This window comes from Stenotrophomonas acidaminiphila, from assembly GCF_014109845.1.
Taxonomy (GTDB): Bacteria; Pseudomonadota; Gammaproteobacteria; order Xanthomonadales; family Xanthomonadaceae; genus Stenotrophomonas; species Stenotrophomonas acidaminiphila.
The window spans coordinates 486,923-504,321 of record NZ_CP043567.1 but is presented as its reverse complement, the minus strand read 5'-3'; the positions used below and the strand labels follow the sequence as shown (position 1 = coordinate 504,321).

The following is a 17,399-nucleotide window of genomic DNA, read 5'->3' as shown; positions in this document are numbered from 1 at the left end:
AGCCTGCTGCGGGCGAAGGGATGGCATGTGCCCGGTACGGCTGCGGCACGGACAGGTCCGGAGGGGTGCGACGACTCACTTGGCGACCATCCCGTTGGCAACCTCGCCCAGGGTATCGGCAGCCAGTTCGGTGGCCAGCGCCTTGACCTGCTGGGCATCGGGACGAACGGTGATGGCCGGCAGCGAGACCATCCACTGGCCGATGCTGGCGCCGATCGCGACCGGCGTATGCGCGGCCAGCTGGGCGGCGGCCTGCTCGGCAGCGAGTTCGACGATCTGGCCGGCGGTCGGGCGCACCTGGACCGACGACAGGGTCGGGATGGCGCTGGAGCGCTCGAGTTCGGCCTGGGCCAGCTGGTCGGCGGAGGGGCGCACCTGCACGGTGTCCAGGGTGACGATGTTGGAGGCATGCGCGGAGGCGGCGAAGCCGGCAGCGAGGACGAGGGCGACGGCGAAGGATTTGGTGTTCATGGCGGGCCTGTTTGGTGTGTGTGAACGGTGGTGTGGTAGTAAGGTAGTACACCAAATCTCAGGATGCAAGGAATTTCTTGCTTTTCTTCGATTTGTTCAGCATCCAGTCATGTTTTGTTTGATCCGGATGAACTGCAGGTCTCCATGAAGCAGAATGCGTGCCATCTCCATCATTTTGATTTTCAAGTGATTTTCATGGCGAACGAGTGTCCGCTGTCCGGACGGTGTGGCCAGCCACCGGCGTCCGCGGACATCGATGCAGCCGTGGGCGCAGGTGGGGTTCATTGCCGGGGCGGGCGGCGCGGTGCTGTGCAGGTCGCCGGAAACCGAGCGCGTGCCTGTGGCTGCCACCCATGACCCATGGCGTATGCGGCCGGTCGGCATGGCCGGTTAGGATCGGCGTCCATATTCATTGCTCAAGGAAAGTGGGATGAACGCAGCAACACCCCGGACCGCCCTTCTCACCGCCGCGCTGGGCCTCGCCCTGGGCGGATTCGCCGGCGTGCCACTGCCCGCCGCTGCCAAGGCCCCGGCCGCGGCCACGGCGGTGGACATCCCGTTCGAGGAATTCACCCTGCCCAACGGCCTGCGCGTGGTGGTGCACACCGACCGCAAGGCGCCGATCGTGGCGGTCAACATCTGGTACCACGTCGGTGCCAAGGACGAGCCGTCCGGGCGCACCGGCTTCGCCCACCTGTTCGAGCACCTGATGTTCCAGGGCAGCGAGAACCACAACGGCGAGTTCTTCGAGCCGTTCAAGCAGGTCGGCGCCACCGACCAGAACGGCACTACCAACACCGACCGCACCAATTACTTCCAGAACGTGCCCACCACCGCGCTGGACATGGCGCTGTGGATGGAATCGGACCGCATGGGCCACCTGCTCGGCGCGATCGACCAGGCCGCGCTCGATGAGCAGCGTGGCGTGGTGCAGAACGAGAAGCGCCAGGGCGAGAACCAGCCTTATGGCCAGGTGTGGGACAAGCTGACCCGCGCGCTGTACCCGGCCGGGCATCCGTACCACCACGGCGTGATCGGCTCGATGAACGACCTCAACGCCGCCTCGCTGGAAGACGTCAAGACCTGGTTCCGCACCTGGTACGGCCCGAACAACGCGGTGCTGGTGCTGGCCGGCGACGTCGACGTGGCCACCGCCAAGGAAAAGGTCGCCCGCTACTTCGGCGACATCCCGGCCGGCCCGACCATGGCCCAGCCGAAGGTGGACGTCGCCCAGCGCGCCGCCTCCACCCGCGAGGTGATGACCGACAAGGTGCCGCAGGCGCGCATCTACCGTGCCTGGAACGTGGCCCAGGTCGGCACCACCGACATCGACCAGCTGCAGTTGTTCGCGCAGGTGCTGGGCGGTGCCAAGTCCTCGCGCCTGGACCAGCGGCTGCTGCACCAGGACAAGCTGGTGGACAACATCGGCACCATGGTCGGCCCGTCGCAGCTGGGTTCCAACTTCATCATCATGGCCACGGTCAAGCAGGGCGTGGACCCGGCCAAGGTCGAGGCGGTCATCGATGAAGAACTGAAGCGGCTGGTGGCCGAAGGCCCCAGCGCGGAGGAGCTGGCACGCGCCAAGACCGCGTTCCGCGCCGGCTTCATCCGCGGCATCGAGCGCATCGGCGGCTTCGGCGGCAAGGCCGATGCGCTGGCCGAATGCGCCGTGTACGAGGGCGACCCGGGCTGCTTCCGCACTTCGCTGTCCACCATCCGCGACGCCAGCGTCGCCGACGTCAAGGCGGTCGGCGCCAAGTGGCTGGGCGTGGGCGACCACACCCTGGTGGTGGAGCCGGGCGAGCGCGTGGCGCTGGCCGAGCTGCCGTCCGGCAAGCCCGCGCCGTTCAACGTGCCGGCGGTCGACGCCAAGTACCGTGTGCTGCCCTCGCAGGTGGACCGCAGCGCCGGCGTGCCGCAGACCGCGACCTTCCCGGAGCTGAAGTTCCCGCAGCTGCAGCGCGCCACGCTGAAGAACGGCACGCGGGTGGTGCTGGCCGAGCGCCATGACATCCCGGTGGTGCAGTTCAGCTACGAGTTCCAGGGCGGCTTCACCGCCGACCAGGGCCGCAAGCCGGGTACCGCCAACTTCACCATGGGCATGCTCGACGAGGGCGCCGGCAAGCTCGGCTCGCTGGCCTTCGCCGATGCCGCCGACGCGCTGGGCGCACGCATCGCCGCCGGCGCCTCGCTCGACGGCGCCAATGTCTACCTGTCGGCGCTGAAGGAGAACCTGGCGCCGTCGCTGGCGCTGTATGCCGACGCGCTGCGCGCGCCGCGCTTCGACCAGGGCGAGATCGACCGCATCAAGGCCACCTGGATCGCCGGCATCAAGCAGGAGAAGGTCAACCCGAACGCGGTGGCGATGCGCGTGCTGCCGCCGCTGCTGTACGGCAAGGGCCACCCGTACGCCATCCCGTTCACCGGCAGCGGCGACGAGGCGGCGATCCAGGCGCTGGGCCGCGACGACCTGCTGTCCTTCCACAAGGACTGGGTGCGTCCGGAGAACGCGACCCTGATCGTGGTCGGCGACACCACGCTGAAGGAGATCGTGCCGCTGCTGGACCGCCAGCTCGGCGACTGGAAGGGCGAGGGCGCGGCACCCGCGGTGGGCGCACCGTCGGCGGTCGCGCGCCCGGACAAGGCCCGCGTGTACCTGATCGACCAGCCCGGCGCGGTGCAGGCCAACCTGTTCGCCGGCCAGGTCGTGCCTTCCACCATGGACGCGGGGGCGACCCGCTTCGACATCGCCAATGGCGTGCTGGGCGGTGACTTCACCTCGCGCCTGAACATGAACCTGCGCGAGGACAAGCACTGGTCCTACGGTGCCCGTTCCAGCGCCAGCGGTGCGCTGGGGCAGCGGCCGTGGATGGCGGTGGCGCCGGTGCAGATCGACAAGACCAGCGACGCGATGAAGGAGATGCAGGCAGAGATCAGCCAGTTCGCCAGCGGCCAGCGGCCGCCGACGACGGACGAAGTCGCCCGCATCCGCAACATCCAGACGCTGAGCCTGCCGGGCGCCTACGAGACCGCCTCGGCGGTGATGAACACCATCGGCGGCATCGTGCGCTACCAGCGCCCGGACGACTACGTGTTCAAGCGCAAGGCCGAGATCGAGGCGATGACCCCGGCCCAGGTGGCCGAAGCGGCCAGGACGCTGGACCCGGCCAGGCTGACCTGGGTGGTGGTGGGCGACCTCAAGCAGACCGAGGCGCCGGTGCGTGCGCTGGGCCTGGGCGAAGTGGTGGTGGTCGACAGCGACGGCAACCCGGTGCCGGCCGCCAAGTGATGTAGTACCGTCGCGGCCCGCTCCCCCGGGAGCGGGCCGCGGATCATCACCGATTCATCCACACCCGGCACAATCCGTTCCGATTCCAACAAGGACCTGTCCATGCGCGCTCTGATCCTTACCGCCCTGATTGCCAGCACGGCCGCCTGCACCTGGGTGCCGATCGAGAGCGGTGGCAAGGCGGTGCGCGTGCTGCCGGCCGGCCCGGTGGCGCCGGGCTGCGTGGCCAAGGGCGAGATCGTGGTCTCGGTCAAGAGCAAGGTCGGTTTCTACAACCGCAACCCGCTGCGGGTGCAGGAAGAACTGGAAACCCTGGCGCGCAACGAGGCGCCCAGCGCCGGCGCCAACGCCATCCAGGCCCTGGCCGCACCGGCCGATGGCAGCCAGCGCTACAGCGCCTGGCAGTGCCGCTGACGCGCCGCGCGCGGACCTGCGGCGCCGACGCCCGGTCGGGTGGGGTAACGCGGACAGGCGGGCGCTGCCCTCCGTAAAACGCGCCTGGCGCGGGGCATCCGGCCGCTGGCCTGCAGGCCCGGTCCCCATACGCAGCGGCCGCAAACCGTTAAAGATGCGTCAAACACGGGCAGCCGCTAGAATGGCGCCCCCTTCGCCTGAGTCCTGGCGCCTTCCGATGCCCTTCCAGAATGTCTCCATCGCGGGACTGGCGCATGTCGACGCGCCGCATACCCTGACCTCCAAGGAAATCAACGAGCGTCTGCAGCCGACGCTGGACCGTCTGGGCATCCGTGCGGACATGCTGGGCGATGTCGCCGGCATCCATGCGCGCCGTCTGTGGGACCCGGGTACGCAGGCGTCCGACGCGGCCACCATGGCCGGGCGCAAGGCGCTCGAGGACGCGGGCGTGTCGCCCGACCGCATCGGCCTGCTGGTCAATACCTCGGTCAGCCGCGATTACCTGGAGCCGTCCACCGCCTCCATCGTCTCGGGCAACCTGGGCATCGGCGAGGACTGCGTCACCTTCGACATCGCCAACGCCTGCCTGGCCTTCATCAACGGCATGGACGTGGCCGCGCGCATGATCGAGCGCGGCGACATCGACTATGCGCTGATCGTCGACGGCGAAAGCTCCAACCTGGTCTATGAAAAAACCCTGGAGCGGATGAGCGCGCCGGACGTCACCGCGCAGCAGCTGCGCGACGAGTTCGCCGCACTGACCACCGGTTCGGGCGCCGCCGCGATGGTCCTGGCCCGCGCCGAGCTGGTGCCCGACGCGCCGCGCTACAAGGGCGGCGTGACCCGCGCGGCCAACCAATGGAACAAGCTGTGCGTGGGCAACCTGGACCGCATGGTCACCGATACCCGCCTGCTGCTGATCGAAGGCATCAAGCTGGCCTCCAAGACCTTCGAGGCCACCCGCCAGGCGCTGGGCTGGGCGGTGGACGAGATCGACCAGTTCGTCATCCACCAGGTCAGCCAGCCGCATACCAACGCGTTCATCAAGGCGTTCGGCATCGACCCGAAGAAGGTGATGACCATCTTCGGCGAGCACGGCAACGTCGGCCCGGCCTCGGTGCCGATCGTGCTGAGCAAGCTGCGCCAGCTGGGCAAGCTCAAGAAGGGCGACCGCGTGGCGCTGATGGGCATCGGCTCGGGCCTGAACTGCACCATGGCCGAGGTGGTCTGGTAAGCCAGCGGCTGCACTGCCGCAATGGTCCGCCCGGCGGTACGGGCGTGAGCCCCTGAAACGCCCGCAAGCCGCACTTGCGGGCGTTTTGCGTGACAGCACCCGCCTCGCACGTCGCCGCCGATCAGGGGCCTGGCGGGGCGGTGCTTGGCCCGCATGGGTTCCAGCTGGGCAGGAGCGCGTGGCGCGATTCCGGAACCTATGCCCGGTCGCGGAGGCCGGGGGGGCATCCCCGGCCCGGTGTCCCGGGTTCGGGCTGGCCGTGGCTCCGCCGCCCGGCAGCGACCGGCTGGGCGGGCTTGCCCGGCCGGCTCAGTTCAGCCCGCAGCACTTCTTGTATTTCTTCCCGCTGCCGCAGGGGCAGTCATCGTTGCGGCCGGGTTCGGCGTCGCGGCGGATCGGCACGCGCGGGGTCAGGGCATCCACGCGGTGGTGGTTGAGGTCGGCCAGCATCGCCGGCAGCTCCATGCAGATATCCAGGCGTTCGCGATAGCTGACCCTGGCCGGCGGGGCGTCGGGGTTCTCCGGATCGATCCGTTCGCCGCTGGCCAACTGGTCGAGCAGGTCGAAGATCTCCTCGATCCAGGCGTGCTCGTCCAGCCACGTGTCCCATTCCGCTTCATGCAGCATGACCGCGGTGAAGAAGCCCATCGCCCAGTCCCGGCCGACATCCAGTTCGGATTCGTCCAGGGCTTCCTCGGCCTGCTCCGGGTCTTCCGGCAGCCACATCAGCGGCGCGAGGTGGTCGGGCAGGTCTTCGCCTTCGAACCGCGCACGCGCGGCGCACATGTTCCAGTGGCCCATCAGCAGGTTCTGGACCTGGACGGCTTCGTCCTCGTTGTTCCAGCGCGGCGGCTGGCCACCCCAGACCTGCGGCTGCCATTGGCCGGGCGGCGCAGGCACTGGCGCGACCACCAGGGCCGAGAGGAAGCCGTCCAGCGCTTCGAGGTTGAGGCCCTTGAACGGCACCGCGCGCTGCTCAAGCAGGCTGGACAGCCGTTCGATCTGGTTGTCGTCGAGGAAGGAGGGAGGCGTGGACATGGCGGCCGCTGGGTGGGGTGGGCGTGCATGGTAGTCGCTGCGGGGCCGGATCCCGCATCCGGGCGCGGGCAACGGACCGGACGGCCGCGACGTCCGGCTTCGGCGCCATCCGGTGCTGGCCGGCCCGGCAATCGCGGCGTGCCGCCGGCTCAGCCGGCCAGCGCGTCCGCCACCCGCGCACGCAGTACCGGCAGCAGGTCGCGCTCGAACCACGGGTTGCGGGCGAGCCACAGCCGGTTGCGCGGGCTGGGGTGGGGCAGCGGCAGCACGCCGCGCTGCAGGTGCTGCCGCCAGGCCTGCACGGTTTCGGTGAGCGTGCGCCCGCGCTGTTCGCCGAGCAGGCCGGCCTGCGCGTACTGACCGATCGCCAGCGTCAGCCGCAGCCGTGCCAGTCGTGGCAGCAGCCGTGGATGCCAGGTGGGGGCGCATTCCGGGCGCGGCGGCAGGTCGCCGTTGCGGCCGGTGCCCGGGAAGCAGAAGCCCATCGGCACGATGGCGACCCGGGCGGCGTCATGAAACACCGTCCTGTCGATCCCCAGCCAGCCGCGCAGGCGCTCGCCGCTGGGGTCGTTGAAGGGAATGCCGGTCTCGTGCACCCGGCGCCCGGGCGCCTGGCTGACGATCAGCAGGCGCGCCCGCGGCGATGCCTGCAGCACCGGGCGGCAACCCAGCGGAAGCTGGCTCTCGCACAGGCGGCAGGCGCGGATGCGCGCCATCAGGGCATCGAAGGGTGCGTTCACGGTTGCTCGGTCTTTCGGCCGCCCCATTGTGCCGCCATCGGCCGCAGGAGGGCCGGCCGGCGCATTGGCCTACAATGCGCGCCCTGTCCGCGATTGCGTGAAGCCGCCGATGCAGTTCCCCGGTTACCCCGCCACCCGCCACCGTTTCGATGTCCGCCCCGGCCTGTCGATGAACTACATCGACGAAGGCCCGCGCGACGGCGAGGTGGTCGTCATGCTGCACGGCAACCCGTCGTGGAGCTACCTGTGGCGGCACCTGGTCAACGGCCTGAGCGATAAATACCGCTGCATCGTGCCCGACCATATCGGCATGGGCCTGTCCGACAAGCCGGACGACAGCCGCTACGACTACACCCTGCAGTCGCGGGTGGACGACCTCACCGCGCTGCTCGACCACCTCGGCATCAGCGGCCCGGTGACGCTGGCCGTGCACGACTGGGGCGGCATGATCGGCTTCGGCTGGGCGCTGGCGCACCATGCCCAGGTCAAGCGGCTGGTCATCACCAACACCGCGGCCTTCCCGCTGCCTGCCGAAAAGCCGATGCCGTGGCAGATCGCCATGGGCCGGCACTGGAAGCCGGGCGAATGGTTCATCCGCACCTTCAACGCGTTCTCGGCCGGTGCTTCGTGGCTGGGCGTGAGCCGGCGCATGCCGGCCGCGGTGCGTCGCGCCTACGTGGCGCCGTACGACAGCTGGGACAACCGCATCGCCACCATCCGCTTCATGCAGGACATCCCGCTGTCGCCGGCCGACCAGGCCTGGCCGCTGTTGGAGCGCGCCGCCGCGGCGCTGCCGTCCTTCGCCGACCGGCCGGCGTTCATCGCCTGGGGCCTGCGCGACATCTGCTTCGACCATCATTTCCTCGCCGGCTTCCGCAAGGCGTTGCCGCAGGCCGGGGTGATGGCCTTCGAGGACGCCAACCACTACGTGCTCGAAGACAAGCACGAAGTCATCGTGCCGGCGGTGCGGGCCTTCCTGGAGCGCAACCCGATCCGCTGATGCCGGGCCCCGGCCCGGCCACGCGGCCGATGGCGGCATGCGGGGCGGGCCGAACGCGCGGGGACACGGCCATGGCCTGGCTCCGGTGAGACGTCCCCCTTGTATCAAAGGGACGCGTGTCGACAGGCGCGGGCGACGTGCGCAGCGATGTGCCGGCGGCCCACGATCTGCGCGGCAAACCGTGGGGTGGCATGGCGCGGACCGCGCTTACGCCGCCACAGGCGTGTTCGGTGGCGAGGACGGGCTGTTGCCGCTGTCGTCCGGATGGTCGTCGTTGTCGGCGTCGTCGCGCCAGCGCCAGTCGGCCAAGGTCAGCGGCGCCATGCCATGGGCGATGCGCGCGCGGTCGCACTGCGAACTGGCCTTGCCGTATTCCCACGAGGCATCGACCTCGCGGCACACGCTGGGGCGGTTGGGGTGGATGCTGCAGCGCGAATACACGCCGATCTCCGAATCCAGCGCCACGCAGCGGATCGGGTCCGAATAGGTGCCGCGCATGCACAGCCGGTGCGCATCCAGGCGTTCGGTCAGCTGGTGCGGCACGCCGCCTTCGGTGACCTCGTCCGATTCCATCCAGTGGAAGGCGACGCGGTACTGGGTGCAGCAGGCGCCGCAGGTGAGGCAGGGATGGAGCATGGCGGCCGGCCTTCGGGCGGCGGTGCGGGCGGGAGGAGGTGGAAAATTTTCCACGCGGCCGGGCCACGCGCAAGAATTTTCTTCAGCGGCGACAATAGGAAGATGAACGAACCGTGCAACATCGCCGCGCGCCTGCCGCAACTGGCGCGCGAACGGCCCGACCAGATCGCCATCCGCTGCCCCGGCCGGCCCGGCGCCGGCGGCATGGCCGCCTACGACGTGGCCCTGGACTACCGCACACTGGATGCCCGCAGCGACGCCATCGCCGCCGGCCTGGCCGCCCATGGCATCGGCCGTGGCGTGCGCACGGTGGTGATGGTGCGCCCGGGACCGGCGTTCTTCCTGCTGATGTTCGCCCTGTTCAAGATCGGCGCGGTGCCGGTGCTGGTCGACCCCGGGATCGACCGCCGCGCGCTGCGCCAGTGCCTGGACGAGGCGCAGCCGCAGGCCTTCGTCGGCATCGGCCTGGCGCACGTGGCGCGGCTGCTGCTGGGCTGGGCGAAATCGGCCACCCGGCTGGTCACGGTCGGCAGCCGCTGGGGCTGGGGTGGCACCACCCTGGCGAAGATCGAGGCAGCCGGCGCCGGTGCCGGCAGCCAGCTGGCCGACACCGCGCCCGACGACGTCGCCGCGATCCTGTTCACCAGCGGCTCCACCGGCGTGCCCAAGGGCGTGGTCTACCGCCACCGCCATTTCCTGGGCCAGGTGGAACTGCTGCGCAGCGCCTTCGGCATCGAGGCCGGCGGCGTGGACCTGCCGACCTTCCCGCCGTTCGCGTTGTTCGACCCGGCGCTGGGGCTGACCAGCGTGATTCCGGACATGGACCCGACCCGGCCGGGCAGCGCCGACCCGCGCCGCCTGCACGACGCCATCGCCCGCTTCGGCGTGACCCAGCTGTTCGGCTCGCCGGCGCTGATGCGGGTGCTGGCCGAGCACGGGCAGCCGCTGCCGACGGTGACCCGGGTGACCTCCGCCGGCGCGCCGGTGCCGCCGCAGATCGTGGCGAAGATGCGCGGGCTGCTGCCCGCGCATGCGCAGTTCTGGACGCCGTATGGCGCCACCGAATGCCTGCCGGTGGCGGTGATCGAAGGCCGCGAGCTGGAGGACACCCGCGAGGCGACCGAAGCCGGCGCCGGCACCTGCGTCGGCCGCGTGGTGGCGCCGAACGTGGTGCGCATCATCGCCATCGACGACGCGCCGACCCCCGACTGGAGCGACGTACGCGAACTGCCCGCCGGGCAGGTGGGCGAGATCACCGTCGCCGGCCCCACCACCACCGACAGCTACTACAACCGCCCGCAGGCCACCGCCGCGGCCAAGATCCGCGAGGCGCTGGGTGACGGCGGCGAGCGCATCGTGCACCGCATGGGCGATGTCGGCTGGTTCGACGACCAGGGCCGGCTGTGGTTCTGCGGGCGCAAGACCCAGCGCGTGGAAACCGCCACCGGGCCGCTGTACACCGAACAGGCCGAGCCGGTGTTCAACACCGTACCCGGCGTGCGCCGCACCGCGCTGGTCGGCGTCGGCGAGTTCGGCAGGCAGGTGCCGGTGCTGTGCTACGAACTGCTGCCCGGCACCGATGCGGCGGCGGTCGAGCCGCAGCTGCGCGCGCTGGCCGCACGCCATCGGCACCTGGCCGGCATCGGCCACTACCTGCGCCACCCCGCCTTCCCTGTCGACATCCGCCACAACGCCAAGATCGGCCGCGAGAAACTCGCCGCCTGGGCCGCCACGCAACTGAAGGAGCATGCATGAAGATCCTGGTCACCGGTGGCGGCGGTTTCCTCGGGCAGGCGCTGTGCCGCGGACTGGTCGAGCGGGGCCATGAAGTGCTCAGCTTCAACCGCGGCCATTACCCCGCGCTGGCTGCATTGGGCGTGGGCCAGATCCGCGGCGACCTGGCCGATGCCAATGCGGTGCGCCATGCCGCCGCCGGCGTGGACGCGGTGTTCCACAACGCCGCCAAGGCCGGGGCCTGGGGCAGCTACGACAGTTATTTCCAGGCCAACGTGGTGGGCACCCGCAACGTGCTCGACGCCTGCCGCGCGCACGGCATCGGCCGGCTGGTGTACACCTCCACGCCCAGCGTGACCCACCGCGCCACCCATCCGGTGGAAGGACTGGGCGCGGACGAGGTGCCCTATGGCGAGGATTTCCAGGCGCCGTATGCGGCCACCAAGGCGATCGCCGAACAGGAAGTGCTGGCCGCCAATGGCCCGGAGCTGGCGACCGTGGCGCTGCGCCCGCGGCTGATCTGGGGGCCGGGCGACAACCAGCTGGTGCCGCGCCTGGCCGAGCGCGCCCGCGCCGGGCGCCTGCGCCTGGTCGGCGACGGCCTGAACAAGGTCGACACCACCTACATCGACAACGCCGCGCAGGCGCACTTCGACGCCTTCGACCACCTGGTGGCGGGCGCGGCCTGCGCCGGCAAGGCCTATTTCATTTCCAACGGCGAGCCGTTGCCGATGCGCGAGCTGCTCAACCGGCTGCTCGCGGCCATGGGCGCACCGGCGGTGGAGAAGTCGATCTCGTTCAAGGCGGCCTACCGCATCGGTGCGGTCTGCGAAACGCTGTGGCCGCTGCTGCGCCTGCGTGGCGAGCCGCCGATGACGCGCTTCCTCGCCGAGCAGCTGTGCACGCCGCACTGGTATTCGATGGAGCCGGCACGGCGCGATTTCGGTTACGTGCCGCGGGTATCGATCGAGGAGGGCCTGCGCCGGCTGCGCGACAGCGCACGGGCGGCCGGCTGAGGCGCGCTGGCGCCCATCATCTGGCGATCACGCCCCCATCACCATGCCGCCACCGCGGTTTGCAGAGGATGGTGCCCGGGTTCTCACACAAGGGAGATGCTGATGCTCCACTACGCCGTCGTGTTCTTCGTCATCGCCATCATCGCCGCGCTGCTGGGCTTCTCCGGCATTGCCGGCGCCGCCAGCAACATCGCCTGGATCCTGTTCGTGGTGTTTCTGATCCTGGCGGTGATCTCGCTGTTCCGCAGGAAGGGATGACCGCCGCAGGCGCACGGCAATGGCCCCCGCTCAAGGCGTGGGGCCTGTTTCCCGCGGCATGGCGCGGCCGATGACGGGCAGGCCGGCAAGGCACAGCGCCGCGAACAGGCCGCCGGCCCAGAAAGTCGCCGACGGGCCCCAGGCATCCCACAGCGCGCCGGCGATGAGGCTGGCCGCGAGCAGGGCGATGCCGCTGACCAGGTTGAACATGCCATAGGCGGTGCCGCGCAGGTCGGGCGGTGCGGTGTTGGCGACCATCACCGACAACAGCCCCTGGGTCATGCCCATGTGGATGCCCCACACCGCGACGCCGGCGATCACCATGCCCCAGTGCCGCGCCGTGGCCAGCAGCACGTCGGACACGATCAGCACGGCCAGGCCCGCGCCCAGCAGGTGGATATGGCTCAGGCGGTCGGAGAGCCTGCCGAACGGGTAGGCGCTGGCGGCGTAGACCAGGTTCATCGCCACCATCACCAGTGGCACCAGCGCCACCGCGATGCCGACCTGCTGCGCGCGCAGTACCAGGAAGGCTTCGCTGAAACGTGCCAGGGTGAAGACCGCGCCCAGCGCCACCACCCACCAGTACGTCCTGTCCAACCGGCGGAGATTGTCGCGCCGGATCGGATTGCCGCGGCGCCCCGCTTTGCCCGGGGCCGGTTCGCGCACGCCCAGCAGCAGCACCACCACGGCCAGTACCCCGGGAATCACCGCCACCCAGAACACCGCGCGGAAATCATTGGCCCACGCCAGCATCAGCCCGACGGCCAGCAACGGCCCCACGAAGGCGCCGACGGTGTCGAGCGATTGCCGCAGTCCGAAGGCGGCACCGCGGATCGCGGCCGGGGTGATGTCGGCGATCAAGGCGTCGCGCGGCGCGCCGCGGATGCCCTTGCCCACCCGGTCGGTGAGGCGCGCGGCCACGATGAGCCCGGCGCCGGGGGCGAGGGCGAACAGCGGTTTGCTGAAGGCGCCCAGCGCATAGCCCAGCACTGCCAGCGCTTTGCGCCGGCCCAGCCAGTCGCTGAGCACGCCGGAGAACACCTTGACGACCAGCGCGGTGGCCTCGGCCAGCCCTTCTATCAGGCCGACCGCCAAGGCGGTCAGGCCCAGCGTGCCGACCATGAACATCGGCAGCAGGCTGTGGATCATCTCCGAGGAGATGTCGGTGAGCAGGCTGACCAGGCCCAGCGCCCAGACCATGGCCGGGATGCGCGGCAATGGGCGTGGGGGCCGGGCAGCCATGCGCGCAGCGGCTCCCGGTCAGGCCCGCGGCGCGCGATGGCGGGCGGCGCGGGCGGCCATCATCAGGCGCCGGTGATCGAGCTGCGCAGCGCCTTGTCGGCGGCATGGCGCTCCAGCGCCAGTTCCACCAGGCGGGTGATCAGCGCCGTGTAGTCCAGGCCGCTGGCGCCCCACAGCTTGGGATACATGCTGATGCGGGTGAAGCCGGGCAGGGTGTTGATCTCGTTGATGACCACCTCGCCGGCCGGGGTCAGGAACACGTCCACCCGGGCCATGCCGGCGCAGTCCAGCGCCTGGTAGGCGCGGATGGCGATGGCGCGGATGCGCTCCTGCGCCTCGGCCGGGATGTCGGCCGGGATCACCGTCTCGGCGCCGTTGGCGCTGATGTACTTGGTGTCGTAGGCGTAGAAGTCGTCGTGCACCACCACCTCGCCGCAGACGCTGGCCTCGGGGTGGTCGTTGCCCAGCACCGCGCACTCGATCTCGCGGCCGACGATGGCCGATTCCACCAGCACCTTGTGGTCGAAGGACAGCGCCAGCGCCATCGCCCGGGCGAACTCACCGGCATCGCGCACCTTGCTCACGCCCACCGACGAGCCCTGGTTGGCCGGCTTGACGAACAGCGGCGTGCCCAGCTGCGCGACCAGTGCCGCGTAGTCGGCGCTGGCCGCGGTGGCGCGGCTGAAGCACACGAACGGCGCCACCGGCAGGCCGGCATCGCGCAGCAGGCGCTTGGCCACGTCCTTGTCCATCGCCACCGCCGAGCCGAGCACCCCGGAGCCGACGAACGGCAGGTTGGCCATGCGCAGCAGGCCCTGCAGCGAACCATCCTCGCCCAGCGTGCCGTGCACGATCGGGAACACCACGTCGATCTGCGCCAGCGCCGTGGCCGGGTCGCTGGGTACCAGCTGCGCCTGTTCGCGGCCGGGCAGCACCGCCAGTGCGTTGCCGGAGCGGTTCAGCGCGATCTTCGCCGGGTCGCCGGGGTTGAGCAGGAACTGCTGCGGGTCGCTCAGGTGCCAGTGGCCCTGTTTGTCGATGCCGATCAGGCTGACGTCGAAGCGCTCCTTGTCCAGCGCGTCGAGGATGTTCTTCGCCGACTGCAGCGAGACCTCGTGTTCGGCCGAACGACCGCCGAAGATGATGCCGACCCGGGTCTTGCCCATTGCCTGTAGCTCCTGCGCTTGCATTGATGCGCATAGCATGGGGGGAAAGCCGGCAATGGGGAACAGGCAGGCGCCGGCGCCGGTTTGCCGGGCGTCAGCCGCGGCCGTTGCGGCGCCCGTGCCCGCGGCAATGCCGTTGCCGGTTCCGCGCTTCGGTAGAATGCCGCGCATGCCTGCTTCCCCCTTCAAGTTCATCAAGCCGCTGGCCGGCCGCGCGCTGGAAACGGCGCTCAACCGTGCGCTGGCGATGGATCCGGACACCCGCGCCGCACTGGTGCCGCTGGATGGCCAGCGCATCGCCCTGACCCTGGAGTCGCCCGCGCTGGCGCTGCAGATCGGGGTGGCCGGGCAACGCCTGACGGTCGGGCCGGTGGACACCGCGCAGGAGCCGGACCTGGCCGTGCGCAGCACCCTGGGCGGGGTGCTGGCGCAGCTGCCGTTCCTGGCCAACGCGCGGCGCAGCCCGGGCGCGGCCCCGGCCGGACGGGTGAAGGTGTCCGGCGACGCCGAACTGGCGCGGCGCCTGCAGCAGCTGGCCACGCGCTTCGATCCGGACTGGCAGCAGCCGTTCGTGGCGGTGTTCGGCGAGGTGCTGGGGGTGCAGGTGGCGCAGACCCTGCGCGCGGCGCTGGCGCAGGCCCGCCGCAGCACCGCCGACCTGGCCCGGACCGCGGCCGAATACGTGACCGAGGAGTCGCGCGACGTGGTGCCGCGGGCCGAGCTGGACGCTTTCCACGACGACGTCGATGCGGTCCGCGACGACGTCGAACGCCTGGCCGCGCGCGTGGCCAGGCTGCGCAGCGGGGGCCGGGCATGAGGACGACCCGCGCGATGTTCCGCGCCAGCCGCATCGGCCGGGTGATGCTGCGTTACCGGCTCGACGACCTGTTCGACGGCACCCCGGCCGAACGCTGGCTGCGCATCGCCAGGCCGTTCGTGCCGCGCGCCCGCGGCGACATCGCCTCGCTGCCGCGCGGCGCGCGCCTGCGCCTGGCGCTGCAGGAGCTGGGGCCGATCTTCGTCAAGTTCGGGCAGATCCTGTCCACCCGCCGCGACCTGGTGCCGCCGGACGTGGCGGTCGAGCTGACCCTGCTGCAGGACCGGGTGCAGCCGTTCGACGGCGAGCGCGCGCGGCAGATCGTCGAGCAGGCGCTGGGCCGGCCGGTCGCCGAGGCGTTCGCCAGCTTCGACACCGCGCCGCTGGCGTCGGCCTCGATCGCGCAGGTCCATGCGGCGACGCTGCCCGGCGGCCGCCAGGTGGTGGTCAAGGTGCTGCGCCCGGACATCGAGCGGCAGATCGACGCCGACATCGCCCTGCTCCGGTCGCTGGCCGCGCTGGTCGAGCGCACCCATCCGCGTGCGGACAAGATCCGTCCGCGCGAGGTGGTGGCGGAAATCGAGACCACCCTGGCCGCCGAGCTGGACCTGCAGCGCGAGGGCGCCAACGCCAGCGTGCTGCGCCGCTTCTGGCAGGACTCGGACGACCTCTACGTGCCCGAGGTGATCTGGAGCCACACCGCCGAGCGCGCGTTGACCCTGGAGCGGGTCTGGGGCATTCCCTCGGACGACATCGCCGCGCTGGACGCGGCCGGGATCGATCGCAGCGCGCTGGCCGCCAAGGGCGTGCGCGTGTTCTACACGCAGGTGTTCCGCGACAACTTCTTCCATGCCGACGCGCACGCCGGCAACATCTGGGTCGATACCGACCCGGCGCGGCGCGACAACCCGCGCTTCATCGCGCTCGATTTCGGCATCATGGGCCAGCTCTCGGAAGAGGACCAGTACTACCTGGCCGAGAACTTCATGGCCATCTTCAACCGCGACTACCGGCGCATCGCCGAACTGCACGTGCAGGCGCGCTGGATGCCGGCCAGCGTGCGCATCGACGACCTGGAGGCGGCGGTGCGCGCGGTGTGCGAGCCGTACTTCACCCGCCCGCTGTCGCAGATCTCGCTGGCCGAAGTGCTGCTCAAGCTGTTCCGCACCGCGCAGCGCTACCAGCTGACCCTGCAGCCGCAGCTGATCCTGCTGCAGAAGACCCTGCTCAACATCGAGGGCGTGGGCCGCCAGCTCGATCCGCAGATCGACATCTGGGCGGTGGCCAGGCCGGTACTCGAGCGCATCCTGCGCGAGCGCTACAGCCCACGCCGCGCGCTGCGGGAACTGCGCCGCCGGCTGCCGGAGATCATGACCCGCACCCCGGACATGCCGGTGCTGGTGCATGCCTGGCTGCGCCAGCAGGTCGAGGGCCAGCACCAGCTGTCGATGCGCTCGCGCGACATCGTCAACCTCGACCAGACCCTGCAGCGCATGCAGCGGCGCGTGGTCACCGCCGTGGCCGGTGCCGGGCTGCTGGTGGTGGCGGCGCTGCTGCACGGCCTGCATGCCGGCGGCCCGCAGTGGGCCACGGTGCCGCTGTGGTCGTGGATCAGCGGCGGCGTGGGCGCGCTGGCGCTGGCCTCGGCATGGCTGCGGCGATGAACACCGGTGCCGTCGCGGCGCCGGCCATCGTCAGCAACGAGCGGATCGGCAGGGACCGCTTCACCGGCGCCACGGTCGCCAACACGCATTTCCGCAACTGCGATTTCTCCGGCGCCGACCTGACCGGCACGACATTCGTGAATTGCGTCTTCTACGATGCGGACACCCAGGCCGGTTGCCGCTTCAACGGCGCCCAGCTCAAGGAAGCCCGTTTCCGCCAGTGCGACCTGAGCATGTGCGGTTTCGCCTTCGCCAAGGCGCTCGGGCTGGAGATCGTGGAATGCCGGGCGCAGGGCGCGGATTTTTCCAATGCCAGCTTCATGAACCAGATCACCGCGCGCAGCTGGTTCTGCAGCGCGGTGATCCGCCAGTCCAATCTTGCCTATGCCGATTTTTCCGGCGTGACGCTGGAAAAAATGCGAACTGCCGGACAACCGCTGGACCGGCGCCAGCGTGGCCGGTGCGAGCTTCAGCGGTTCGGACATGTCCGGCGGGGATTTCTCGTCGCTGGACTGGCGTTCGGCCAACTTCACCCATTGCGACCTGAGCGGCTCGGAACTGGGCGACCTGGACCTGCGCGTGGTCGACCTTGAAGGCGTCCGGTTCGATGCCCTGCAGGTCGCCCAGCTGATGTTGCAGCTGGGCATCACGGTCGGGCCGGTGAAGGCCTGACTCCGTTC

The 17,399-nt window shown here is 70.4% G+C and carries 15 protein-coding genes and 1 pseudogene; 10 read left to right on the top strand and 6 right to left on the bottom strand.

The window, feature by feature from the left end; translation table 11 throughout:
- Nucleotides 1-75 precede the first annotated feature (75 nt).
- Nucleotides 76-471 (bottom strand): hypothetical protein, encoded by a 396-nt coding sequence (locus F0P95_RS02475; protein ID WP_182335564.1) that lies wholly within the window; start codon nt 469-471, stop codon nt 76-78.
- A 430-nt stretch (nt 472-901) separates the two neighbouring features.
- On the opposite strand from F0P95_RS02475, the gene F0P95_RS02470 reads away from it, so the two are divergent.
- The 3 genes from F0P95_RS02470 to F0P95_RS02460 all read left to right on the top strand — a co-directional run bounded on the left by F0P95_RS02470 (nt 902) and on the right by F0P95_RS02460 (nt 5,408).
- Nucleotides 902-3,760, top strand: coding sequence for a M16 family metallopeptidase (locus F0P95_RS02470; protein ID WP_182335563.1), 2,859 nt, complete (start codon nt 902-904; stop codon nt 3,758-3,760).
- A gap of 102 nt (nt 3,761-3,862) precedes the next feature.
- Nucleotides 3,863-4,174 (top strand): DUF4156 domain-containing protein, encoded by a 312-nt coding sequence (locus F0P95_RS02465; protein WP_054668222.1) that lies wholly within the window; start codon nt 3,863-3,865, stop codon nt 4,172-4,174.
- Nucleotides 4,175-4,391: 217 nt separating this feature from the next.
- Complete coding sequence (locus F0P95_RS02460; RefSeq protein WP_054668221.1) at nt 4,392-5,408, top strand: 3-oxoacyl-ACP synthase III; 1,017 nt, start codon at nt 4,392-4,394, stop codon at nt 5,406-5,408.
- 309 nt (nt 5,409-5,717) lie between these two features.
- On the opposite strand, the gene F0P95_RS02455 is transcribed toward F0P95_RS02460, so the two are convergent.
- Nucleotides 5,718-6,446, bottom strand: a complete 729-nt coding sequence (locus tag F0P95_RS02455) for a UPF0149 family protein (protein WP_182335562.1) — start codon at nt 6,444-6,446, stop codon at nt 5,718-5,720.
- A 149-nt stretch (nt 6,447-6,595) separates the two neighbouring features.
- The gene (locus F0P95_RS02450; protein WP_425515894.1) at nt 6,596-7,186 is read right to left on the bottom strand and encodes a uracil-DNA glycosylase family protein; all 591 of its coding nucleotides are present in this window, start codon (nt 7,184-7,186) and stop codon (nt 6,596-6,598) included.
- 109 nt (nt 7,187-7,295) lie between these two features.
- Here F0P95_RS02450 and F0P95_RS02445 point away from each other — a divergent pair, with 109 nt between their 5' ends.
- The gene (locus F0P95_RS02445) at nt 7,296-8,186 is read left to right on the top strand and encodes an alpha/beta fold hydrolase (RefSeq protein ID WP_182335561.1); all 891 of its coding nucleotides are present in this window, start codon (nt 7,296-7,298) and stop codon (nt 8,184-8,186) included.
- Between the two features lie 207 nt (nt 8,187-8,393).
- Here F0P95_RS02445 and F0P95_RS02440 read toward each other — a convergent pair whose 3' ends face one another.
- Entirely contained in the window at nt 8,394-8,822 is a 429-nt protein-coding gene (locus F0P95_RS02440) for a YkgJ family cysteine cluster protein (RefSeq protein WP_182335560.1), read from the bottom strand.
- A gap of 102 nt (nt 8,823-8,924) precedes the next feature.
- On the opposite strand from F0P95_RS02440, the gene oleC reads away from it, so the two are divergent.
- The 3 genes from oleC (at nt 8,925) to F0P95_RS02425 (ending at nt 11,830) form a co-directional block, all read left to right on the top strand.
- Nucleotides 8,925-10,577, top strand: coding sequence for an olefin beta-lactone synthetase (gene oleC, locus F0P95_RS02435; protein WP_182335559.1), 1,653 nt, complete (start codon nt 8,925-8,927; stop codon nt 10,575-10,577).
- On the top strand, nt 10,574-11,572 hold the full coding sequence (gene oleD, locus F0P95_RS02430; protein ID WP_182335558.1) for a 2-alkyl-3-oxoalkanoate reductase: 999 nt from the start codon (nt 10,574-10,576) through the stop codon (nt 11,570-11,572). The genes oleC and oleD overlap by 4 nt, the downstream gene beginning before the upstream one ends.
- Nucleotides 11,573-11,674: 102 nt before the next feature.
- Nucleotides 11,675-11,830, top strand: a complete 156-nt coding sequence (locus F0P95_RS02425; RefSeq protein ID WP_082394334.1) for a DUF1328 domain-containing protein — start codon at nt 11,675-11,677, stop codon at nt 11,828-11,830.
- A 30-nt stretch (nt 11,831-11,860) separates the two neighbouring features.
- Here F0P95_RS02425 and F0P95_RS02420 read toward each other — a convergent pair whose 3' ends face one another.
- Both F0P95_RS02420 and ddlA read right to left on the bottom strand, forming a co-directional pair.
- Nucleotides 11,861-13,072 (bottom strand): MFS transporter, encoded by a 1,212-nt coding sequence (locus F0P95_RS02420; RefSeq protein ID WP_182335557.1) that lies wholly within the window; start codon nt 13,070-13,072, stop codon nt 11,861-11,863.
- A gap of 62 nt (nt 13,073-13,134) precedes the next feature.
- Nucleotides 13,135-14,238, bottom strand: coding sequence for a D-alanine--D-alanine ligase (gene ddlA / locus F0P95_RS02415; protein WP_182335556.1), 1,104 nt, complete (start codon nt 14,236-14,238; stop codon nt 13,135-13,137).
- Nucleotides 14,239-14,407: 169 nt separating this feature from the next.
- Here ddlA and F0P95_RS02410 point away from each other — a divergent pair, with 169 nt between their 5' ends.
- The 3 genes and pseudogenes from F0P95_RS02410 to F0P95_RS02400 all read left to right on the top strand — a co-directional run bounded on the left by F0P95_RS02410 (nt 14,408) and on the right by F0P95_RS02400 (nt 17,391).
- A complete protein-coding gene (locus F0P95_RS02410) occupies nt 14,408-15,055 on the top strand; it encodes a ubiquinone biosynthesis accessory factor UbiJ (RefSeq protein WP_182335555.1) in 648 nt (215 codons plus the stop codon).
- Nucleotides 15,052-16,719: a ubiquinone biosynthesis regulatory protein kinase UbiB gene (gene ubiB, locus F0P95_RS02405; protein ID WP_182335554.1), complete on the top strand. Its 1,668-nt coding sequence runs from the start codon at nt 15,052-15,054 to the stop codon at nt 16,717-16,719. The genes F0P95_RS02410 and ubiB overlap by 4 nt, the downstream gene beginning before the upstream one ends.
- Nucleotides 16,716-17,391, top strand: a pseudogene (locus F0P95_RS02400) (Qnr family pentapeptide repeat protein). The gene ubiB and the pseudogene F0P95_RS02400 overlap by 4 nt, the downstream one beginning before the upstream one ends.
- Nucleotides 17,392-17,399 lie beyond the last annotated feature (8 nt).

Bases quoted from the DNA above. Each gene is read 5' to 3' on its own strand.
- F0P95_RS02475 (WP_182335564.1), bottom strand. From the start codon at position 471: ATGAACACCAAATCCTTCGCCGTCGCCCTCGTCCTCGCTGCCGGCTTC.
- F0P95_RS02470 (WP_182335563.1), top strand. From the start codon at position 902: ATGAACGCAGCAACACCCCGGACCGCCCTTCTCACCGCCGCGCTGGGC.
- F0P95_RS02465 (WP_054668222.1), top strand. From the start codon at position 3,863: ATGCGCGCTCTGATCCTTACCGCCCTGATTGCCAGCACGGCCGCCTGC.
- F0P95_RS02460 (WP_054668221.1), top strand. From the start codon at position 4,392: ATGCCCTTCCAGAATGTCTCCATCGCGGGACTGGCGCATGTCGACGCG.
- F0P95_RS02455 (WP_182335562.1), bottom strand. From the start codon at position 6,446: ATGTCCACGCCTCCCTCCTTCCTCGACGACAACCAGATCGAACGGCTG.
- F0P95_RS02445 (WP_182335561.1), top strand. From the start codon at position 7,296: ATGCAGTTCCCCGGTTACCCCGCCACCCGCCACCGTTTCGATGTCCGC.
- F0P95_RS02440 (WP_182335560.1), bottom strand. From the start codon at position 8,822: ATGCTCCATCCCTGCCTCACCTGCGGCGCCTGCTGCACCCAGTACCGC.
- oleC (WP_182335559.1), top strand. From the start codon at position 8,925: ATGAACGAACCGTGCAACATCGCCGCGCGCCTGCCGCAACTGGCGCGC.
- oleD (WP_182335558.1), top strand. From the start codon at position 10,574: ATGAAGATCCTGGTCACCGGTGGCGGCGGTTTCCTCGGGCAGGCGCTG.
- F0P95_RS02425 (WP_082394334.1), top strand. From the start codon at position 11,675: ATGCTCCACTACGCCGTCGTGTTCTTCGTCATCGCCATCATCGCCGCG.
- F0P95_RS02420 (WP_182335557.1), bottom strand. From the start codon at position 13,072: ATGGCTGCCCGGCCCCCACGCCCATTGCCGCGCATCCCGGCCATGGTC.
- ddlA (WP_182335556.1), bottom strand. From the start codon at position 14,238: ATGGGCAAGACCCGGGTCGGCATCATCTTCGGCGGTCGTTCGGCCGAA.
- F0P95_RS02410 (WP_182335555.1), top strand. From the start codon at position 14,408: ATGCCTGCTTCCCCCTTCAAGTTCATCAAGCCGCTGGCCGGCCGCGCG.
- ubiB (WP_182335554.1), top strand. From the start codon at position 15,052: ATGAGGACGACCCGCGCGATGTTCCGCGCCAGCCGCATCGGCCGGGTG.